This window comes from Microvirga yunnanensis, from assembly GCF_025460875.1.
In genome coordinates this window covers 1-15,292 of sequence record NZ_JAMXFI010000193.1, presented here as the reverse complement: position 1 = coordinate 15,292, position 15,292 = coordinate 1, and the positions used below count along the sequence as shown (strand labels likewise).

The 15,292-nt window shown below is 66.5% G+C and carries 18 protein-coding genes and 3 pseudogenes; 11 read left to right on the top strand and 10 right to left on the bottom strand.

The features are described 5' to 3' along the window. Both NF876_RS43805 and NF876_RS43910 read right to left on the bottom strand, forming a co-directional pair. Window positions 1-265 (bottom strand): annotated as a pseudogene (locus tag NF876_RS43805) (ATP-binding protein); the annotation flags it as partial. 252 nt (window positions 266-517) lie between these two features. Continuing rightward, a pseudogene (locus NF876_RS43910) lies at window positions 518-832 on the bottom strand (carbamoyl phosphate synthase preATP-grasp domain-containing protein); the annotation flags it as partial. Between the two features lie 200 nt (window positions 833-1,032). Here NF876_RS43910 and NF876_RS42325 point away from each other — a divergent pair. Both NF876_RS42325 and NF876_RS42320 read left to right on the top strand, forming a co-directional pair. Beyond that, on the top strand, window positions 1,033-1,824 hold the full coding sequence (locus NF876_RS42325; protein ID WP_262273652.1) for an SDR family NAD(P)-dependent oxidoreductase: 792 nt from the start codon (window positions 1,033-1,035) through the stop codon (window positions 1,822-1,824). 31 nt (window positions 1,825-1,855) lie between these two features. Then, entirely contained in the window at window positions 1,856-2,251 is a 396-nt protein-coding gene (locus tag NF876_RS42320) for a GtrA family protein (protein WP_262273651.1), read from the top strand. 114 nt (window positions 2,252-2,365) lie between these two features. On the opposite strand, the gene NF876_RS42315 is transcribed toward NF876_RS42320, so the two are convergent. Continuing rightward, window positions 2,366-3,241, bottom strand: coding sequence for a formate/nitrite transporter family protein (locus NF876_RS42315; protein WP_262273650.1), 876 nt, complete (start codon window positions 3,239-3,241; stop codon window positions 2,366-2,368). A 220-nt stretch (window positions 3,242-3,461) separates the two neighbouring features. On the opposite strand from NF876_RS42315, the gene NF876_RS42310 reads away from it, so the two are divergent. After that, entirely contained in the window at window positions 3,462-4,700 is a 1,239-nt protein-coding gene (locus NF876_RS42310) for an MFS transporter (RefSeq protein WP_373696801.1), read from the top strand. Here the strand turns inward: NF876_RS42310 and NF876_RS42305 are convergent. Beyond that, window positions 4,664-5,398: a class I SAM-dependent methyltransferase gene (locus NF876_RS42305; protein WP_262273648.1), complete on the bottom strand. Its 735-nt coding sequence runs from the start codon at window positions 5,396-5,398 to the stop codon at window positions 4,664-4,666. The two genes, NF876_RS42310 and NF876_RS42305, sit on opposite strands and share 37 nt — an antisense overlap. Before the next feature lie 12 nt (window positions 5,399-5,410). Continuing rightward, window positions 5,411-5,872 carry a MarR family winged helix-turn-helix transcriptional regulator gene (locus NF876_RS42300; RefSeq protein WP_262273647.1) on the bottom strand — a complete coding sequence of 154 codons (462 nt, stop codon included), beginning with the start codon at window positions 5,870-5,872 and terminating at the stop codon, window positions 5,411-5,413. Between the two features lie 151 nt (window positions 5,873-6,023). On the opposite strand from NF876_RS42300, the gene NF876_RS42295 reads away from it, so the two are divergent. After that, the gene (locus NF876_RS42295; RefSeq protein ID WP_262273646.1) at window positions 6,024-6,443 is read left to right on the top strand and encodes an organic hydroperoxide resistance protein; all 420 of its coding nucleotides are present in this window, start codon (window positions 6,024-6,026) and stop codon (window positions 6,441-6,443) included. Window positions 6,444-6,507: 64 nt separating this feature from the next. Here NF876_RS42295 and NF876_RS42290 read toward each other — a convergent pair whose 3' ends face one another. From NF876_RS42290 to carA, 3 genes are all read right to left on the bottom strand, one after another. Beyond that, entirely contained in the window at window positions 6,508-7,056 is a 549-nt protein-coding gene (locus NF876_RS42290) for a cupin domain-containing protein (protein WP_262273645.1), read from the bottom strand. An 81-nt stretch (window positions 7,057-7,137) separates the two neighbouring features. After that, entirely contained in the window at window positions 7,138-7,512 is a 375-nt protein-coding gene (locus tag NF876_RS42285; protein WP_262273644.1) for a hypothetical protein, read from the bottom strand. Window positions 7,513-7,633: 121 nt separating this feature from the next. Continuing rightward, entirely contained in the window at window positions 7,634-8,845 is a 1,212-nt protein-coding gene (carA, locus tag NF876_RS42280) for a glutamine-hydrolyzing carbamoyl-phosphate synthase small subunit (protein WP_262273643.1), read from the bottom strand. A 142-nt stretch (window positions 8,846-8,987) separates the two neighbouring features. On the opposite strand from carA, the gene NF876_RS42275 reads away from it, so the two are divergent. From NF876_RS42275 to NF876_RS42265, 3 genes are all read left to right on the top strand, one after another. Further along, complete coding sequence (locus NF876_RS42275; protein WP_262273642.1) at window positions 8,988-9,446, top strand: GatB/YqeY domain-containing protein; 459 nt, start codon at window positions 8,988-8,990, stop codon at window positions 9,444-9,446. 464 nt (window positions 9,447-9,910) lie between these two features. Beyond that, window positions 9,911-10,534 carry a LysE family translocator gene (locus tag NF876_RS42270; RefSeq protein ID WP_262273641.1) on the top strand — a complete coding sequence of 208 codons (624 nt, stop codon included), beginning with the start codon at window positions 9,911-9,913 and terminating at the stop codon, window positions 10,532-10,534. A gap of 74 nt (window positions 10,535-10,608) precedes the next feature. After that, window positions 10,609-11,037, top strand: a complete 429-nt coding sequence (locus NF876_RS42265) for a low affinity iron permease family protein (protein WP_262273640.1) — start codon at window positions 10,609-10,611, stop codon at window positions 11,035-11,037. A gap of 29 nt (window positions 11,038-11,066) precedes the next feature. On the opposite strand, the gene NF876_RS42260 is transcribed toward NF876_RS42265, so the two are convergent. Further along, on the bottom strand, window positions 11,067-11,216 hold the full coding sequence (locus tag NF876_RS42260) for a VOC family protein (RefSeq protein WP_262273639.1): 150 nt from the start codon (window positions 11,214-11,216) through the stop codon (window positions 11,067-11,069). 96 nt (window positions 11,217-11,312) lie between these two features. On the opposite strand from NF876_RS42260, the gene NF876_RS42255 reads away from it, so the two are divergent. Beyond that, window positions 11,313-11,534: a hypothetical protein gene (locus NF876_RS42255; protein WP_262273638.1), complete on the top strand. Its 222-nt coding sequence runs from the start codon at window positions 11,313-11,315 to the stop codon at window positions 11,532-11,534. A gap of 84 nt (window positions 11,535-11,618) precedes the next feature. Here the strand turns inward: NF876_RS42255 and NF876_RS42250 are convergent, their stop codons facing one another. After that, a complete protein-coding gene (locus NF876_RS42250) occupies window positions 11,619-11,954 on the bottom strand; it encodes a hypothetical protein (RefSeq protein ID WP_262273637.1) in 336 nt (111 codons plus the stop codon). A 222-nt stretch (window positions 11,955-12,176) separates the two neighbouring features. Here NF876_RS42250 and NF876_RS43905 point away from each other — a divergent pair. The 3 genes and pseudogenes from NF876_RS43905 to NF876_RS42235 form a co-directional block, all read left to right on the top strand. Next, window positions 12,177-12,626 (top strand): annotated as a pseudogene (locus NF876_RS43905) (CHC2 zinc finger domain-containing protein); the annotation flags it as partial. Window positions 12,627-12,691: 65 nt separating this feature from the next. Continuing rightward, on the top strand, window positions 12,692-14,173 hold the full coding sequence (locus tag NF876_RS42240; RefSeq protein ID WP_262273636.1) for a DNA primase: 1,482 nt from the start codon (window positions 12,692-12,694) through the stop codon (window positions 14,171-14,173). A 195-nt stretch (window positions 14,174-14,368) separates the two neighbouring features. Further along, a partial coding sequence (locus NF876_RS42235) for an RNA polymerase sigma factor region1.1 domain-containing protein (protein ID WP_315975132.1) occupies window positions 14,369-15,292 on the top strand: 924 nt, incomplete at its 3' end.

Sequence of the window (15,292 nt, the reverse complement as noted above, 5' to 3'; positions counted from 1 at the left end):
TGTCGCGGACGACCTCCATCTCGTACTCCTTCCAGCCGAGCACGCTCTCCTCGATCAGCACCTCGTTGGTCGGCGAGGCGTCGAGGCCCCGCTCGACGATGTCGAGGAACTCCTCGCGGTTGTACGCGATGCCGCCGCCGGTCCCGCCCATGGTGAAGGAGGGACGGAGGATGGCCGGCAGGCCCACTTCGGCCAAAGCCAGCAGGGCTTCGCCCATGGCGTGCTCCTGGTAGCGCTTGCGCCGCTCGTTCTCGCCGGCATCCCACTTGAGCTTGTAGGCGGCGATCATGCGCTTCTTGTCGCCCGGATGGATGTCGAGGGCTTCCATGCGGGCGAGTTCGGCCAGATAGGCGTCCCGGTCGGCCTTCTTGAGGGCCGAGGCGTTGGCAAGACGCGATTTCGGGGTGTCGAGGCCGATCTTGGTCATGGCCTCACGGAAGAGCTGCCGGTCCTCGGCCTTGTCGATGGCTTCCGCGGTCGCGCCGATCATCTCCACGTCGAACCGGTCGAGCACGCCCATCTTCTTGAGCGACAGGGCGCAGTTGAGCGCCGTCTGGCCGCCCATGGTGGGAAGGATCGCGTCGGGACGCTCCTTCTCGATGATCTTGGCCACGATCTCCGGCGTGATCGGCTCCACGTAGGTGGCGTCCGCGAGGTCGGGATCGGTCATGATCGTCGCGGGATTCGAGTTCACCAGGATGATGCGGTAGCCTTCCTCCTTCAGGGCCTTGACGGCCTGGGTGCCCGAGTAATCGAACTCCACGGCCTGGCCGATGATGATCGGCCCGGCGCCGATGATGAGAATGGAGGAGATGTCTGTCCGCTTTGGCATTGGGCCACCCAGGCGTGTCCAGCCGCGCGGCCGTAAAGCTACGGCGCTTCGAGCGCAGCCGGGATGTGATCGGATTGTAGGTTGAGAGAGGCTCTTACACGCACCTTGAGCAAATTCAAAGGGCTGAGCCATGATTTCGACAGTCAATGCCCATGCGGTATGGTCGGCCAGACGCCGCCGCAAGGGGGAGCTGGGAAAAGATGGCCACGATGGAAGAGCCGCGCTGGACGCTGATCACGGGAGCATCCAGCGGGATCGGCGCGGAGCTGGCCCGCGTCTTCGCCGAGAGGGGATATCCCCTGGTCCTGGCGGCCCGGCGGCACGAGCGCCTGGAGGCGTTGGGCGCGGAGATCCGGCGGAATCATGACGTGCCGGTCGAGAGCCTGGCGATCGACCTCGAGGACCGGGAGGCGCCGCGGGATCTCCATGACATGCTCCTGGAGCGTGGAATCGCCGTTCATACCCTGGTCAACAATGCCGGGTTCGGGTTGCGGGGGTATTTCGCCTCCCTGCCGCACGAGAGGCAACTCGCCATGATCGACCTCAACGTGATGGCGCTGACCTCTCTCAGCCGCCTGATGCTTCCCGGGATGATCGAGCGCAGGCGGGGAGGGATCCTGAACGTCGCGTCCCTCGCGGCCTTCCTGGCCGGGCCCTACATGGCGGTCTATTACGCGACGAAAGCCTTTGTCCTGTCCCTGTCCGAGGCGCTGCACGACGAGGCGAGACCTCACGGAGTGACCGTCACGGCCCTCTGTCCGGGGCCGACCGAGAGCGAGTTCTCCGACACGGCGTGCCTGAAGGATTCGCGGCTCTTCCGCTCCGGGGTCATGTCCTCGGCCGATGTCGCCCGCATCGGGGTGGACGGCTACGAGGCCAGGCGGGCGATCGTCGTCGCCGGGGCCCGGAACCGGGTCGGGGCCATCGGGGCGAAGTTCGCCCCGCGCTTTCTGTCCCGCAGGATTGCCGGACTTCTGCAGGGGATGAGGTGACGGGCTCGTGGGAAGCAGCTATCGAGAGGGCGTGACCACCTCTCGTCCCCTTCAGCGCCTGATCCGTCAATTCACCGCTTTCTTCGGAGTGGGCCTCGCGGCTGCCGTGGCCCATTACGGCGTCCTCATCGCCCTGGTCGAAGGCGGAAGCCTTCATCCCGTGCCGGCGACGCTCGCCGGCTATGTGGCCGGGGGGCTCGTGTCCTACCTGCTCAACCGCAAGCACACCTATGAGAGCGAGCGTCCCCACCGCGAAGCCACGTGGCGCTTCGCCCTGGTGGCCTTCGTGGGATTTCTCGTGACCTGGTTCCTCATGCACGCCTTCACGGTGTGGCTCGACGGACCCTATCTCCCGTCGCAGGTCATCACCACGGGCGTCGTGATGCTCTGGAGCTTCATGGCGCACAAAAAGTGGACATTCGCCTGAGCGGCGGCCGCTAGAGCATCGGATCCGATGCTCCCCTCTTGGCTGGCGCATCGTTCGGTGCGGACCCGAAGGGCCACGCAAGTGAAAACCGGATCCACTTGTCCGCACGATGCGCTATTGGAGTTCTGGAACGACCTGCCCGAAATTGAGCGCGGCCACGAGGGTCACGCCGCCCAGAACATTGCCGATGACGGTCGGCAGGAAGAAGCGCAGCACGTAGTCCGCCCAGGTGGCCTGACCCGTTTCCACCAGGTAGAACCCGTCGACCGAGCCCGCGATCAGGTGCGAGAAGCCCCCGATGGCTACCACGTAGGTGATGATGAGGATCACGAGGAGGCGTGCGGAATCGGCTCCCGGCAGTAGCCAGACCATCAGGGCGATGAGCCATCCGGCGAAGATGGCCTTCAGCACGGTGGTTCCGAAGGGCGAGGCTACCACCTTGTGGCTGATTTCGCCGAAAGCGTGCTTCACCTCGGGCGCGAACAGGGAGGTATGCGCAATGACAGCCGCGAAGATCCAGGTCGCCACGATGTTGGCCGCCAAAACGATCGCCCACAACTTGACGACCCGCAGGAGCGTGCGTCCGTCCCGGTTGTGCAGGAGGGGCAGGATGGGCGTGAGGGTATTTTCGGTGAAGAGCTGCTGCCGGCCGAGCACGACGATCAGGAAGCCGATCGTGTAGCCGAAGCTGCTGACCAGGGATTTCCAGGATGCGTCCGGCAGATGGGCATGCAGCAACCCCTCCACCGTCAGGGAGAACCCCATGGACAGGCCGGCGGCCAATCCGGAGAGGAGGAGGGCCGATGCGGTTCGGTCGAGTTCGCTTTCGCCCTCGGCCCGGATCGTCTCGTGGATGAGCGCCGCATTCGGCCGGCTTTGGGCCTCGATCGTCTTCCTTTCCTTGGGCGACAGGTCCGGGGTCTTTTCGGCGGGGTTGAAGCTGTCCCTTTGCTTCGATCCAGCAGGTCTGTCCGGTGAGGCGACGGTCATAAGGCTGCCTTGCGGTTCGGGTCTGCTAATAAGGCCGTGACCCGGTGCTTGTTCCAGGTTCCCGAACCCGATCATCCCGCAGCGCATCCCTGACCTGCGTCCCGGCCTCTCCCCGAATCTTGTTGCGTCGCAATATGAAGGTGCGCTGACGTGCCGGCGGCTGTCTCGGCATTTCCAATCCAATTGATGACACGAGCAGCTTGGGGGCTCCATGTCCGACATGGCCATTGTTGAGAACGCCGGCGCCATGCCGACGAATGACGCTCCTTCTGTCCCGCGCTCCCGCTTGGCCGTTGGGCTGATCGAACTGGCGCTCGCGGTCGGGAGCTTCGGCATCGGAACGGGCGAGTTCGCGATCATGGGGCTCCTGCCCAACGTCGCCCAGGAATTCAACGTCACGACCCCTGAGGCCGGCTACGCGATCAGCGCCTATGCGCTCGGGGTCGTGGTGGGAGCGCCCATCATCGCCGTGATGGCGGCAAAGCTGGCGCGCCAGACTCTGCTCCTTCTGCTGATGGCCATCTTCGCCGTTGGCAATGCCGTCAGTGCCATAGCGCCGAGCTTCGAATCCTTCGTGTTCCTGCGCTTTCTCACGGGCCTTCCCCACGGCGCCTATTTCGGCGTGGCCGCCCTCGTGGCCGCCTCCCTGGTTGCGCCGAACAAGCGCACCCAGGCGGTGGCCCGCGTCATGATGGGGCTTACGGTCGCGACCCTGCTCGGCACGCCGGTCGCCACCTGGTTCGGGCAGATCCTGACCTGGCGGATCGCTTTCGGGGCGGTGGGCTTCATGGGGGCGCTGACCGTGCTGCTGATCTGGCTCTTCCTGCCGAAGGACAAGGTCCAGGAGGGCGCGAGCCCGATGCGGGAACTCGGGGCCTTCCGGCGCAAGCAGGTCTGGTTCACGCTGGGCATCGGCGCCGTGGGCTTCGGCGGTCTCTTCTCTGTCTTCTCCTATATCGCCTCGACGGCCACGGAGGTCGCAGGCATGCCGGAGAGCGCCGTTCCCGTGATGATGGCCCTGTTCGGCTCGGGCATGATCGTCGGCAATCTCGTGGGGGCCTGGTTCGCCGACCGGAACCTGATGGGGACCATCGGCGGCGTGCTCGTCTCCAGCGCCGTGGTGATGACCGTGCTCTGGCTCACGGCCGAGAACCCTTACCTGCTCTCGGCCTGCGTCTTCCTGGTCGGCTGCAGCGTCGCCATCGGGCCCGCTCTGCAGACCCGTTTGATGGACGTGGCGGCGGATGCCCAGACCCTGGCGGCGGCCCTCAACCACTCGGCCTTCAACATCGCCAACGCGCTCGGCGCCTGGCTCGGCGGTCTTGCGATCGCCGCCGGCTACGGGTTCGCCTCGACCGGCTGGGTCGGCGCGGTCCTGGCTGTCGCCGGGCTCGGGGTGTTCGGCCTGTCGCTGGCGAGCGATCAGCGCTCGGCGGGATCGTCCGTCTCGCGCGCCTGAACAGGCCTTGCCAGATAGGTCATGCGCGCCTGGTTGTGCCCGAGGTTCCGCGCAGCACGCTCGGCTGAGAATTCTGCGTCCTCCAGGAGATCAATGATCTCCTCGTCGCTGTACTGCGCCAAGCCGACCTCCTCACGGATCGTGCGGTATTCCGAGAAGGCAGTGCGGGCGAGGCTCGCCACCGCCGACCGCAGGAAACCGCCCCGCCACGCGAAGGCGAGGAGCGCTTTCGCATCGGTCAGCGGGCTGATGTCGGGCGGGATGACATCGCCCAGAACCAGCCTGCCGTCGGATCTCAGCTTCCTGTGCAGGAGCCTCAGGAGGCTCCGGAACTCGTCGAGGGAGAGATACTGAACGAGCGAATTCACCACGATCAGGTCGAGCGAAGCGTCCGGAAGATCGGCCACGTCGTCCGTCGACAGAACGGTGATCCGCCCGTTGTCGCGAAAGCGCCCGTTCAGGCGCTCCCGGACGAGCGGCGCGGCATCGCTGAGATAAAGGCGTCCGCATCGGGCCGCGACCTTGTCGGCGAACAGCGCCTCGCCGCAGCCGTAGTCGAGCGCGATGGCGTCAGAGGACGGGATGAGGCCGATGATGTCGTTGGCGATCAGGCGGTAATGCAGGAGCTTGTGCCGGTCGCTCGCATAGATCGGCGTGTCCTGGTTCCAGTAGTCGCGCCAGTTCATCAAGACAGCCATCTCCCCGTCGGCTCAGGACTTCGCCGAAACTGCCGCCGAGTCATGAAGCCTGCCGCGCAGTTTCGCAACCTCCCGGGTGAAGGCGCGGACCTCGTCGAAGGATAAGCCGAGCACGCAGCCGACCTGCCTGGGGATCTCTTCCGCTTTGTCCCGCATGGTGCGGCCCGTCTCGGTCAGAAGGACCCTGACCTGCCGCTCGTCCTTCCTGTCGCGCGTGCGGCGGATGTGGCCGGCGGCTTCGAGACGCTTCAGCAGGGGCGTCAGGGTGCCGGAATCGAGGAACAGCCGGTCGCCGATCTCCTTGACGGTGAGATCATCCTGCTCCCACAGGACCAGGAGGACCACGTATTGCGGATAGGTCAGCCCGAGCGGGTCGAGGAACGGCCGGTAGGCGCGGCTGAAGGCATGCGAGACGGAATAGAAGGCGAAGCACAACTGGTTGTCGAGCGCCAGCATTTCGGGCTTCTTCGTCATCGTCGCCTCCGTTTCGGGCATCCTATGAAAAAAATAGGTTGCGCACAATTCATTTCGACCGTATAGGTGGATTTAGATTGTGCGCGATTAGATTGCGTGCGCACAGTTGATCGGTCGGGCCGTCCGGCCCGACGCCTCAAGGAGCTTTCCGATGACCCCTCTCTACACTGCCCATGCCTCAGCCCGCGGCGGCCGCGAAGGCGTTGCCGCATCCGACGACCGACGGCTGGAGGTTCGCCTCTCCACCCCGAAGGAACTCGGCGGCGGGGGCGGCGAGGGGACCAACCCGGAGCAGCTTTTCGCGGCCGGCTACTCGGCCTGCTTCCTCGGCGCGCTGAAATTCGTCGCCGCGCAGGACAAGGTCGCGCTTCCGGCCGACGCGTCGATCGAGGCCAAGGTCGGGATCGGCAAGCGTGACGACGGGGCAGGCTTCGGGCTGGTGGTCGAACTGAAGGCCAACCTTCCCGGTCTGACCCGGGAGCAGGCGACCGACCTGGTGCACAAAGCCGATGGGGTCTGCCCGTATTCGCACGCGATCCGCGGCAACGTGCAGGTCACGCTGTCGGTCTAGATCATAACGATAAGCCGTAGGGGCAAGGGCCTCCTGCCTTCCGGGGCAGGGGGCCTTTTCGCGTTCAGGTCCACAGCTTCACGAGCGGACCGTCGGGGCCGTCGACCGGGTCGGAATCCGGCAGGGGCACCTGGGCGATGCGCTGCTGAGACGCCGCGAGGGCCTGGGGATCGTCCCGGACGGTGTCGTAATCGACGCCGCCCGGATAGGCGCCGACGACGGAAAAGTCGTCGCTGGCGTTGATGCGGGCATGGGCGACGCCCGCCGGGATGACCACCACGTCGCCGGCGCTGACGGCCACGAGATCGCCGTCCTCGCCGCCGAAGCGGACCTGGGCCGAGCCGGACACGATCCCCAGCACCTCGTGGGTGTTCGGGTGGTAGTGGTGGTAATCGTGGATGCCGTCGAGCCAGGCGTTGGTCCAGCCGTTCTTGGCGAAGGTCGTCTTGAAGGTCCTGACGGCGTCGTGTTCGGAGGGGGAAATCGCCCCGCGCCGGACGATCAGCGGCAGGGACGAGTTCGGGACGATGCCGTTGCTGCGGAACACGTAGGTCTCCGTGCCGAGCGGCGTGTTGTAACCCTGCGGATCGCCGTATCCTTTCGCCTGAGCCATGCTTCTCTCCCTTAAAATCCGGGAGGGAACGCGCGGTTCAGGCGAAAGATCGAGCGAGGCCGTGCAAAACCCCGTCGGGTCTCACATGCCGATGAGCATGGCCGCGACGGCGCGGTCGATGGACAGGTAGAACATCCCGAAGGCGACGGCGGCCGCGATGGCGAACTCGACGATCTGGTTCTTGAAGATGCGGAACTGGGCGAAGAGGTTGTGGCCGAAGATCGAGATCAGCCAGGCGGTCGTGAGCACCACGGGGAAAATGAACAGATACGACCAGGTGCTTTCGACCGGGCCCACGTTGGCGGGATCGATCAGCGGACGGATGTTGCGCACCCAGGGCGCGTAAAGCGCAGCGTAGAGCGACGTCAGCCAGGCGAGCGTGACGGCGATGCCGAGGTGGAACGTGAAGAGGTTGTGCAGCCGGCTGAATTCGCCGGAATCGTCATCGAAATCCATGGAAACACCCCCAAAACAAGGCCCGGAATCATTTTGTCGTTATGGTTAATGATCCGTTACCGTGATTTGGGCGGCTGGCGCAACCGACGCGTTTGTCGCGGCGCCAGCCTTCACGATCGCGTCAGGTCTGGGCCTTCTTCCGGTCCATCAGCTCGACGAAGCGGTCGAACAGGTAGTGGCTGTCCTGCGGGCCCGGCGAGGCCTCCGGGTGGTACTGAACCGAGAAGGCGGGGCGGTCGGTGAGCGAGATGCCGCAATTGGAGCCGTCGAACAGGGACACGTGGGTCTCCACGGCGTTCTGCGGCAGGGTCGCCGGATCCACCGCGAAGCCGTGGTTCATGGAGGTGATCTCGACCTTGCCGGTGGTCTTGTCCTTCACCGGATGGTTCGCCCCGTGATGGCCCTGGTGCATCTTCTTGGTCCTGGCGCCGACGGCCAGGCTCAGCATCTGGTGGCCGAGGCAAATGCCGAAGGTCGGGATCTTCTCGTCGAGCACCTTGCGGATCACCGGCACGGCGTATTCGCCGGTGGCCGCCGGATCGCCGGGGCCGTTGGACAGGAACACGCCGTCGGGCTTGAGGGCCAGCACGTCCTCGGCCGAGGCGGTCGCGGGAACCACGGTGACCTTGCAGCCGGCGCGGGCGAGGAGGCGCAGGATGTTCCGCTTCACCCCGTAGTCGATGGCGACCACGTGGTGCCTCAGGTCGCCGCTCTGGTGGCCGTAGCCTTCGCCGCGCGTCCAGGTGGTCTCGTCCCAGTCATAGCGCTGGGCGCTGGTCACGAGGGGCACCAGGTCCTGGCCGTCCATGGAGGGCAGGGCGGCGGCCCTGGCCTTCAGGGCATTGAGGTCGAACCGGCCCTCCGGATCATGGGCGATGACCGCGTTGGGCATGCCCTTGTCGCGGATCAGTGCGGTGAGCGCCCGGGTGTCGATGCCCGAGAGGCCAACGATGCTGCGGGCTTTCAGCCAGGCATCGAGGTCGCGGGAGGCACGCCAGTTCGACGGCTCCGTGATGGTCGCGGCCAGCACCACGCCGCGCACCCCCGAGGACGAGGCGGCGTTGACGCTCTCGATGTCTTCCTCGTTGGTGCCCACATTGCCGATATGCGGGAACGTGAAGGTGATGATCTGGCCGGCATAGGACGGGTCCGTCAGGATCTCCTGGTAGCCGGTCATGGCGGTGTTGAAGCAGACCTCGCCGGTCGCTTCGCCCACGGCGCCGATGCCGAAGCCTTCGAGAACGGTTCCGTCCTGGAGCACGAGAACCGCAGTCGCGCGCGGCTCGGCCCAGCCACCCGAGGAGGCCCCGGTGGTGTCTTTGTCTTGCAGCATCGTCATGATCTCTTGTAAGTCCGGGGCCAACAGGCCGTGCTTGAGCAGGCCGTACCCGGGCCGCCCTTGAACTACCCCCGAGACTTAAGGGGCCGTTCGCGTTCCGTCAACGCTCAAGCGATTTATAACCAAGGAGAACTCCATGCTGCGCGAACGATTCACCGCCGAGATGAAGGAAGCCATGAAGGCCGGCGACAAGGGCCGGCTCGGCACCATCCGGCTGATCCAGGCGGCCCTCAAGGACAAGGACATCGAGGCTCGCGGCAACGGCAAGGAGCCCCTGTCCGACGAGGAGATCCTGGCCCTCCTGCAGAAAATGGTGAAGCAGCGCCAGGAATCGATCGCCATGTACGAGCAGGGCGGCCGCACCGAGCTCGCCGACCAGGAAAAGAACGAGGTCGCGGTGATCTCGTCCTATCTGCCCCGGCAGATGGACGAGGCCGAGACCCGGGGCGCCATCGAGGCCGCCATCGCCGAGACCGGCGCCGCCTCCATGAAGGACATGGGCAAGGTCGTGGCGGCCCTTCGCGCCAAATACGCCGGCCGCATGGACTTCGCCAAGGCGAGCGGTCTCGTGAAGGACATGCTGCCGAAGGGGTGAGGCGCTGCCCTCGGCCGTCTCGGGATGGCGGATCCCGGCACGCGCCACGGCATCACCGGGCCCGTCCCGGTGATGCCGCCTCCGAGAGGCGCGGCGCTTTTCCGTATCGGGATGGCCGGCACAAGGCCGGCCATGACGTGGGAGGGTGTCGGCACTGGCCCTGACCACCTTCTCCACGTCATCACCGGGCTTGTCCCGGTGATCCCGCCTCCGAGAGGCGCGGCGCTCTTCCGATCGGGATGGCCGGCGAGAGGCGGGTGATGACTGGCCGGCCATGACGTGGGGACGGGGACAGACCGTGCGGAGGGTGGCCGCGATGAGCATGGGGCAACGGAACGGGCGCGGGATCGCGGGAGAGGGCGGCTGAAGCAACATTCTGCTCGGGCCTGGACGGTCCGTCGTGCTAAGCATGGTCCCGGCGGCCGCATCCGGCGATGCGCCGCACGAACGAGCGTCGGTGCCCCATGACCCTTGAACTCTGGCTGATCTACCTGATGGCCGCGATCGGCCTCTCGCTGACCCCCGGCCCGAACGGCCTGCTGTCGCTGACGCATGGCGTCTGCTACGGGTTCCGGCCCACAATCTGCACGGTGCTGGGCGGGGCGCTCGGGTTCTTCGTCCTGATCGCGGCCTCGCTCGCCGGCATGGGGGCGCTGCTCGCCGCATCGGAGCGGGCCTTCACGATCGCCAAGTGGATCGGCGCCGCCTATCTGGTCTATCTCGGCCTGCGCATCTGGCGCTCGCCCGCCTCCGTGCTCGACGTGGCGCGACCGGACGATGGGCCGCGCCGGGCGCGGCCGCTCTGGATGTTCAACCAGGGTTTCCTCGTGGCGGTGTCGAACCCCAAGGCGCTGATCTTCTTCGCGGCGTTCCTGCCGCAATTCATGGTCCCGGGCGTGTCCTTCCCGGTCCAGCTCGCCCTGTTCGGCGGCACGTTCGTGATCGTCGAGATCGTCTACGAGCTTCTTCTCGCCGTGATGGCGCAGCGGATCGCCCCCTGGCCGACCCGGCACGGGCGATGGTTCAACCGCCTGGCCGGAGCGACCTTCGTGGGCATCGGGGCGGCGCTGACGACGGCCAGCCGCTGACGGCGCCCAGGCGCCGTCATCGAACGAAAAGCCAGCGCGGCCGTTGTTCTTCTACAAACCTTGCCGGACGCGCCATGGACAAAGTCTTCGCCAGGTTCGCCAATGCCACGGCCCGCGTCGCGGGAAGCCCGACGGCCTTCCTGATCTGCGTCCTCATCGTGTTGGCCTGGGCGTTCTCCGGTCCCTTCTTCGGCTTCTCGGAGGACTGGCAGCTCGTGATCAACACGGGGACCACCATCGTGACCTTTCTGATGGTCTTCCTGATCCAGAACACGCAGAACCGCGACGGCGCCGCCCTCCAGACCAAGCTCGACGAGCTGATCCGGACATCCAATGCGGACGACGCGTTCATGGGGATCGAGAAGCTGACCGATCGGGAGCTCGAGGCTCTCCACGAGCAATGCGAGCAGATGGCCAAGCAGAGCCATGCGGCTCTGGAGAAGACGAAGGCCGAGCGCGAGAAGCGGGCCAAGCGCAAAGGCGCGAGCCGTCTCAGCGCCTGAGCGCACCCAGGCCTGAGACGGCGCGCTCGTCAGGATCGCCCGTCCGTGAACGGAACGAGGCCCGACAGATTGCCAGGGAGGTCCTCGAACACGGCCGCGAGGCCGCAGGGCGCGTGCTTCGGCTCGCGGATGACCGTGATCCCGACCTCGAACATGGGCTGGCGGGGCCATCCGCGCACGTGTATTCTCGACCTATCACCAGCCGATCCGAACCCGTAGGCGCTGGTGGCCGAGAGAGACGAGTGCTCCCGCCTGCAGGGTCGAGGAGGCGCCTCATGACCAATCTGCAACAGGAACGGGAACACCTGGTTCTAGCGGATCGGCACATTGTCGAGGGCAGGCGACGGGTGGCCGATCAGACGAAACTCGTCGAGACGATGGCCCGGAACGGTCAGGATACGGTCATGGCCGCGAGGCTGCTCCGGACCTTCGAGGAGACCCTCGAGGCCTGGCTGGCGCACCGGCGAAACATCCTCAGGGCTCTCGACGGCCGATGAGGCCTCCCGGACCGGAGCCGCGGAACACCTGGCCGGATCCGCACGATGGGTCAAGGCGTCAGGCGCAAGGCTCGCATGAACCCGTCAATGCGGGAAGCGATCGACGCAGTCGTCGTCCAGGAGGTCGTGAAAGCTGATCCGGATCCGGCTGGCGTGATGACGCGGATCGGCCGCCGCCCCGAGGCCCACGAGGGTGTTCATCTCGCCCACGAGGCACCCGCCATCGTCCGATCGGAGCCGGACCCGGCGGTGGCGGACCCGCGCCTCGAAGTCGTTGAGGAGGAACAGGGTTTCCGGGTCGATGTCGATGTCGACGTGGCCCGTGCGCCTGCCTTCCTCGCAGGTCGCGATCTGAATGTCCGTCAGAAGATGCCGAAATTCGTTCGGCCATTCGACGATGGGGCTCTGAGTGAACGGCATGGATTCATCCGATACCTGCCAGATCCTTTGCCAGGACAAGGCTTCCATCGTGTCAAACGCGGCCGCGCGCTGGGGTTCCGCCGGTTCCGCATGGCTCAGGTTCCGCGACGGGGCATCGAAGGCAGCCCTGTGGATTGCGGGCACAGACAAGCGTGGCTTTCGGGTTATTAACTTCGCCGCCACCGCTCTAGTTTATGGAGCAGGTTTGGAGAAAACCGCCTCGTGCGCTACCCGCCCCAAGTCCTGGAAGAGATCCGCGCCCGGCTGCCGACCTCGGCGGTCGTGGGCAAGCGCGTGCGCTTGAAGAAGGCCGGGCGGGAGTGGAAGGGTCTGTCGCCCTTCAATGCCGAGAAGACGCCGAGCTTCTACGTGAACGATCAGAAGCAGTTCTACCATTGCTTCTCGTCCGGCAAGCACGGGGACATCTTCACCTTTCTCATGGAGACCGAGGGACTGTCCTTCCCCGAGGCCGTGGAACGGCTGGCCGGGGAGGCCGGGGTGCCCCTGCCCAAGCCCTCCCGCGAGGACCGGCAGGAGGAGGTCAAGCGCAAGAACCTCCACGACGTCATGGAGCTGGCGGCCGAGTACTTCGAGTCCTCGCTCCAGGAGCGCTCCGGCGCCAAGGCGCGGGACTATCTTGCCGGCCGGGCCCTGGGCCGGGAGGCCCAGGGCCGCTTCCGCATCCGCGACCCGCCGTCCCAAACCAAAGCCCGGCGCGCGGCCCCTGGGGGGGCCACTTGGGGGCCGCCCGGCCGCGGGGCGGGCCGCCCCGGCCCCGCTTCCGCATCGGCTACGCGCCGTCCGAACGCTATGCCCTGCGCGATCACCTCGCCGGCAAGGGGGTGCCCGTCGAGATGATGGTGGAGGCGGGGCTCGTCCATGCGGGCGAGGAGGGGAAGATCCCGGCCGACCGGTTCCGCGACCGGGTCATGTTCCCGATCTGCGACGTGCGCGGCCGGGTCATCGCTTTCGGCGGCCGGGCCATGAGCGCCGATGTGCCGGCCAAGTACCTCAATTCCCCCGATACGCCGCTCTTCAACAAGGGCCGGCTCCTCTACAACTACCATCTCGCCCGCCCGGCCGCCCATGACCGCGGCACCGTGATCGCCGTGGAGGGCTACGTGGACGTGATCTCGCTCTCCGTGGCGGGATTCCCCCATGCGGTCGCGCCGCTCGGCACCGCCCTGACCGAGGACCAGCTCACCCTGCTCTGGCGCCTCGCCGAGGAGCCGATCCTGTGCTTCGACGGCGACAAGGCCGGGCAGCGGGCCGCCTACCGGGCGCTCGACGTGGCCCTGCCCAACCTGATGCCCGGCAAGTCCCTGCGCTTCGCCATGCTGCCCGAGGGGCAGGACCCCGACGATCTCGCCCGCGCCGGCGGAAGCGCCGCCGTGGAGCGGGTGCTCGCGTCGGCCCGGCCCCTGGTAGACGTGCTCTGGACCCGGGAGCTGGAGGCCGGGCCGCTCGACACCCCCGAGCGACGGGCCGCCCTGGAGAGGCGCCTGCGCGAATCACTCGCCCTGATTCGCGACGAAACGCTCAAGAAATACTACCGGGAGGAGATCCAGAGCCGTCTCGCGGGCCTGAATCCCGATCCCCGGCCGGGCCGTTTCAACCGCCAGGGCGGGGGCGGGCGGCGGGACTTCCAGAAGCCCCAGCCCATGACGCCGAGCTCCCGGCTGAGCGTGTCGCCGCTCCTCGCCCGGAGCCCGCTTTTCGCCGGCGGCGCGGCCGAGAGCCCGCGGGAGGCCATGATCCTCTGCACCTTCCTGGTCCACCCGGAACTCGTTCAAAATCACGTAGAAACCCTTGCAGATCTTGAACTTGAGAGCCGGGCAACCCAAATGGTGCGCAGTCTCCTGCTCGATGGAGCGGCGAGCGGCGAACCTGCCGACCCCACCGTCATGAAGGCCCGTCTGGAACGGGCCGGACTGGCGCAGGCGGCAGACAGGCTGACGGCTCTGGTCCGTCCCGGCGACCGGTGGATGCTGGATCCACATGCGGATCCCTTGCGGCTTGAGGACGCATTGAGGCAAGCCATCACCTTGCATCGCCGCGCACGCACGTTACATAGCGAACTTCGGGCTGCCGAGCGCGCCCTTGCCGAAGAGGACAACGAGGCCAATCTCGCCTGGCTGCGGGAGGTCCAGAACCAGCTGTCCTCCGTCGAGGGTGCCGAGGCCGACATCGACAGCGGAGGGCTCCCCGGGGGCCACTGATGTCTCGCACGACGGGAGGGCGGCAGGCGTGGCGGCTGCGGCACTCCGGACGGGGGATGGTTAACGGTTAGTCAAGCGATTGACTGTTTATGGATTGGAATGAATTTCAGGTGGCGGAGCCTCGGGCCTCGGCCACCCATTCGCGCATCGCAGGTCCTGTAGGGGGGATGGGCGGGCGCTGGAGTTGAGCAAAGCATGGCGACGAAGACAACCGGCGGCGACGAAGGCGATACGACGACGACCGAGCAGCAGACCGATGGGCCGCTGCTCGACCTGAGCGATGCCGCCGTCAAGCGGATGATCAAGCTCGCGAAGAAGCGCGGGTACGTCACGTATGACGAATTGAACGAGGTTCTGCCTCCGGAGGAGTTCTCCTCGGAGCAGATCGAGGACGTTCTCGGCCAGCTCTCCGAGATGGGCATCAACGTGGTCGAGTCCGAAGAGACCGACGAGAACGCCCAGCCGGAGGCCGACGAGGAAGAGGCGGACGGCGGCGACCTCGTGGAGGCGTCCCAGACCCGCGCCGTCGCGGTGCGCGAGACGACCAAGGAGCCGACCGACCGCACGGACGACCCGGTGCGCATGTACCTGCGCGAGATGGGCTCGGTCGAGCTTCTCTCCCGCGAGGGCGAGATTGCCATCGCCAAGCGCATCGAGGCCGGCCGCGAGGCCATGATCGCCGGGCTCTGCGAGAGCCCGCTGACCTTCCAGGCCATCATCATCTGGCGCGACGAGCTCGTCGAGGGCCGGGTGCTCCTGCGCGACATCATCGATCTCGAGGCCACCTATGCCGGCCCGGACGGCAAGGGCGCGCCCAAGGTGGATGCCCTCGGCGAGGGTGAGGGCGAGGAAGAGGCCGCCGAGACCGAGGAGGGCATGACCCCGCCCGAGGGCGAGCTCGACGACGACGACATGGAGAACAACGTGTCGCTCTCGGCCATGGAGGCCGAGCTGAAGCCGCGCGTCCTCGAGACCTTCGATTCCATCGCCGACAACTACAAGAAGCTGCGCCGCCTGCAGGTCGAGCATGTGGAACAGCGCATGCAGAACAAGCAGCTGACCCCGGCCCAGGAGCGCAAGTACAAGGAGCTCAAGGCGGACATCGTGGCGGCGGTGAAG

What these genes read in the sequence shown, in the direction of transcription:
- NF876_RS42325 (WP_262273652.1), top strand. Translation starts at nt 1,033, where the DNA reads ATGGCCACGATGGAAGAGCCGCGCTGGACGCTGATCACGGGAGCATCC.
- NF876_RS42315 (WP_262273650.1), bottom strand. Translation starts at nt 3,241, where the DNA reads ATGACCGTCGCCTCACCGGACAGACCTGCTGGATCGAAGCAAAGGGAC.
- NF876_RS42310 (WP_373696801.1), top strand. Translation starts at nt 3,462, where the DNA reads ATGGCCATTGTTGAGAACGCCGGCGCCATGCCGACGAATGACGCTCCT.
- NF876_RS42305 (WP_262273648.1), bottom strand. Translation starts at nt 5,398, where the DNA reads ATGGCTGTCTTGATGAACTGGCGCGACTACTGGAACCAGGACACGCCG.
- NF876_RS42300 (WP_262273647.1), bottom strand. Translation starts at nt 5,872, where the DNA reads ATGACGAAGAAGCCCGAAATGCTGGCGCTCGACAACCAGTTGTGCTTC.
- NF876_RS42295 (WP_262273646.1), top strand. Translation starts at nt 6,024, where the DNA reads ATGACCCCTCTCTACACTGCCCATGCCTCAGCCCGCGGCGGCCGCGAA.
- NF876_RS42290 (WP_262273645.1), bottom strand. Translation starts at nt 7,056, where the DNA reads ATGGCTCAGGCGAAAGGATACGGCGATCCGCAGGGTTACAACACGCCG.
- NF876_RS42285 (WP_262273644.1), bottom strand. Translation starts at nt 7,512, where the DNA reads ATGGATTTCGATGACGATTCCGGCGAATTCAGCCGGCTGCACAACCTC.
- carA (WP_262273643.1), bottom strand. Translation starts at nt 8,845, where the DNA reads ATGCTGCAAGACAAAGACACCACCGGGGCCTCCTCGGGTGGCTGGGCC.
- NF876_RS42275 (WP_262273642.1), top strand. Translation starts at nt 8,988, where the DNA reads ATGCTGCGCGAACGATTCACCGCCGAGATGAAGGAAGCCATGAAGGCC.
- NF876_RS42270 (WP_262273641.1), top strand. Translation starts at nt 9,911, where the DNA reads ATGACCCTTGAACTCTGGCTGATCTACCTGATGGCCGCGATCGGCCTC.
- NF876_RS42265 (WP_262273640.1), top strand. Translation starts at nt 10,609, where the DNA reads ATGGACAAAGTCTTCGCCAGGTTCGCCAATGCCACGGCCCGCGTCGCG.
- NF876_RS42255 (WP_262273638.1), top strand. Translation starts at nt 11,313, where the DNA reads ATGACCAATCTGCAACAGGAACGGGAACACCTGGTTCTAGCGGATCGG.
- NF876_RS42250 (WP_262273637.1), bottom strand. Translation starts at nt 11,954, where the DNA reads ATGCCGTTCACTCAGAGCCCCATCGTCGAATGGCCGAACGAATTTCGG.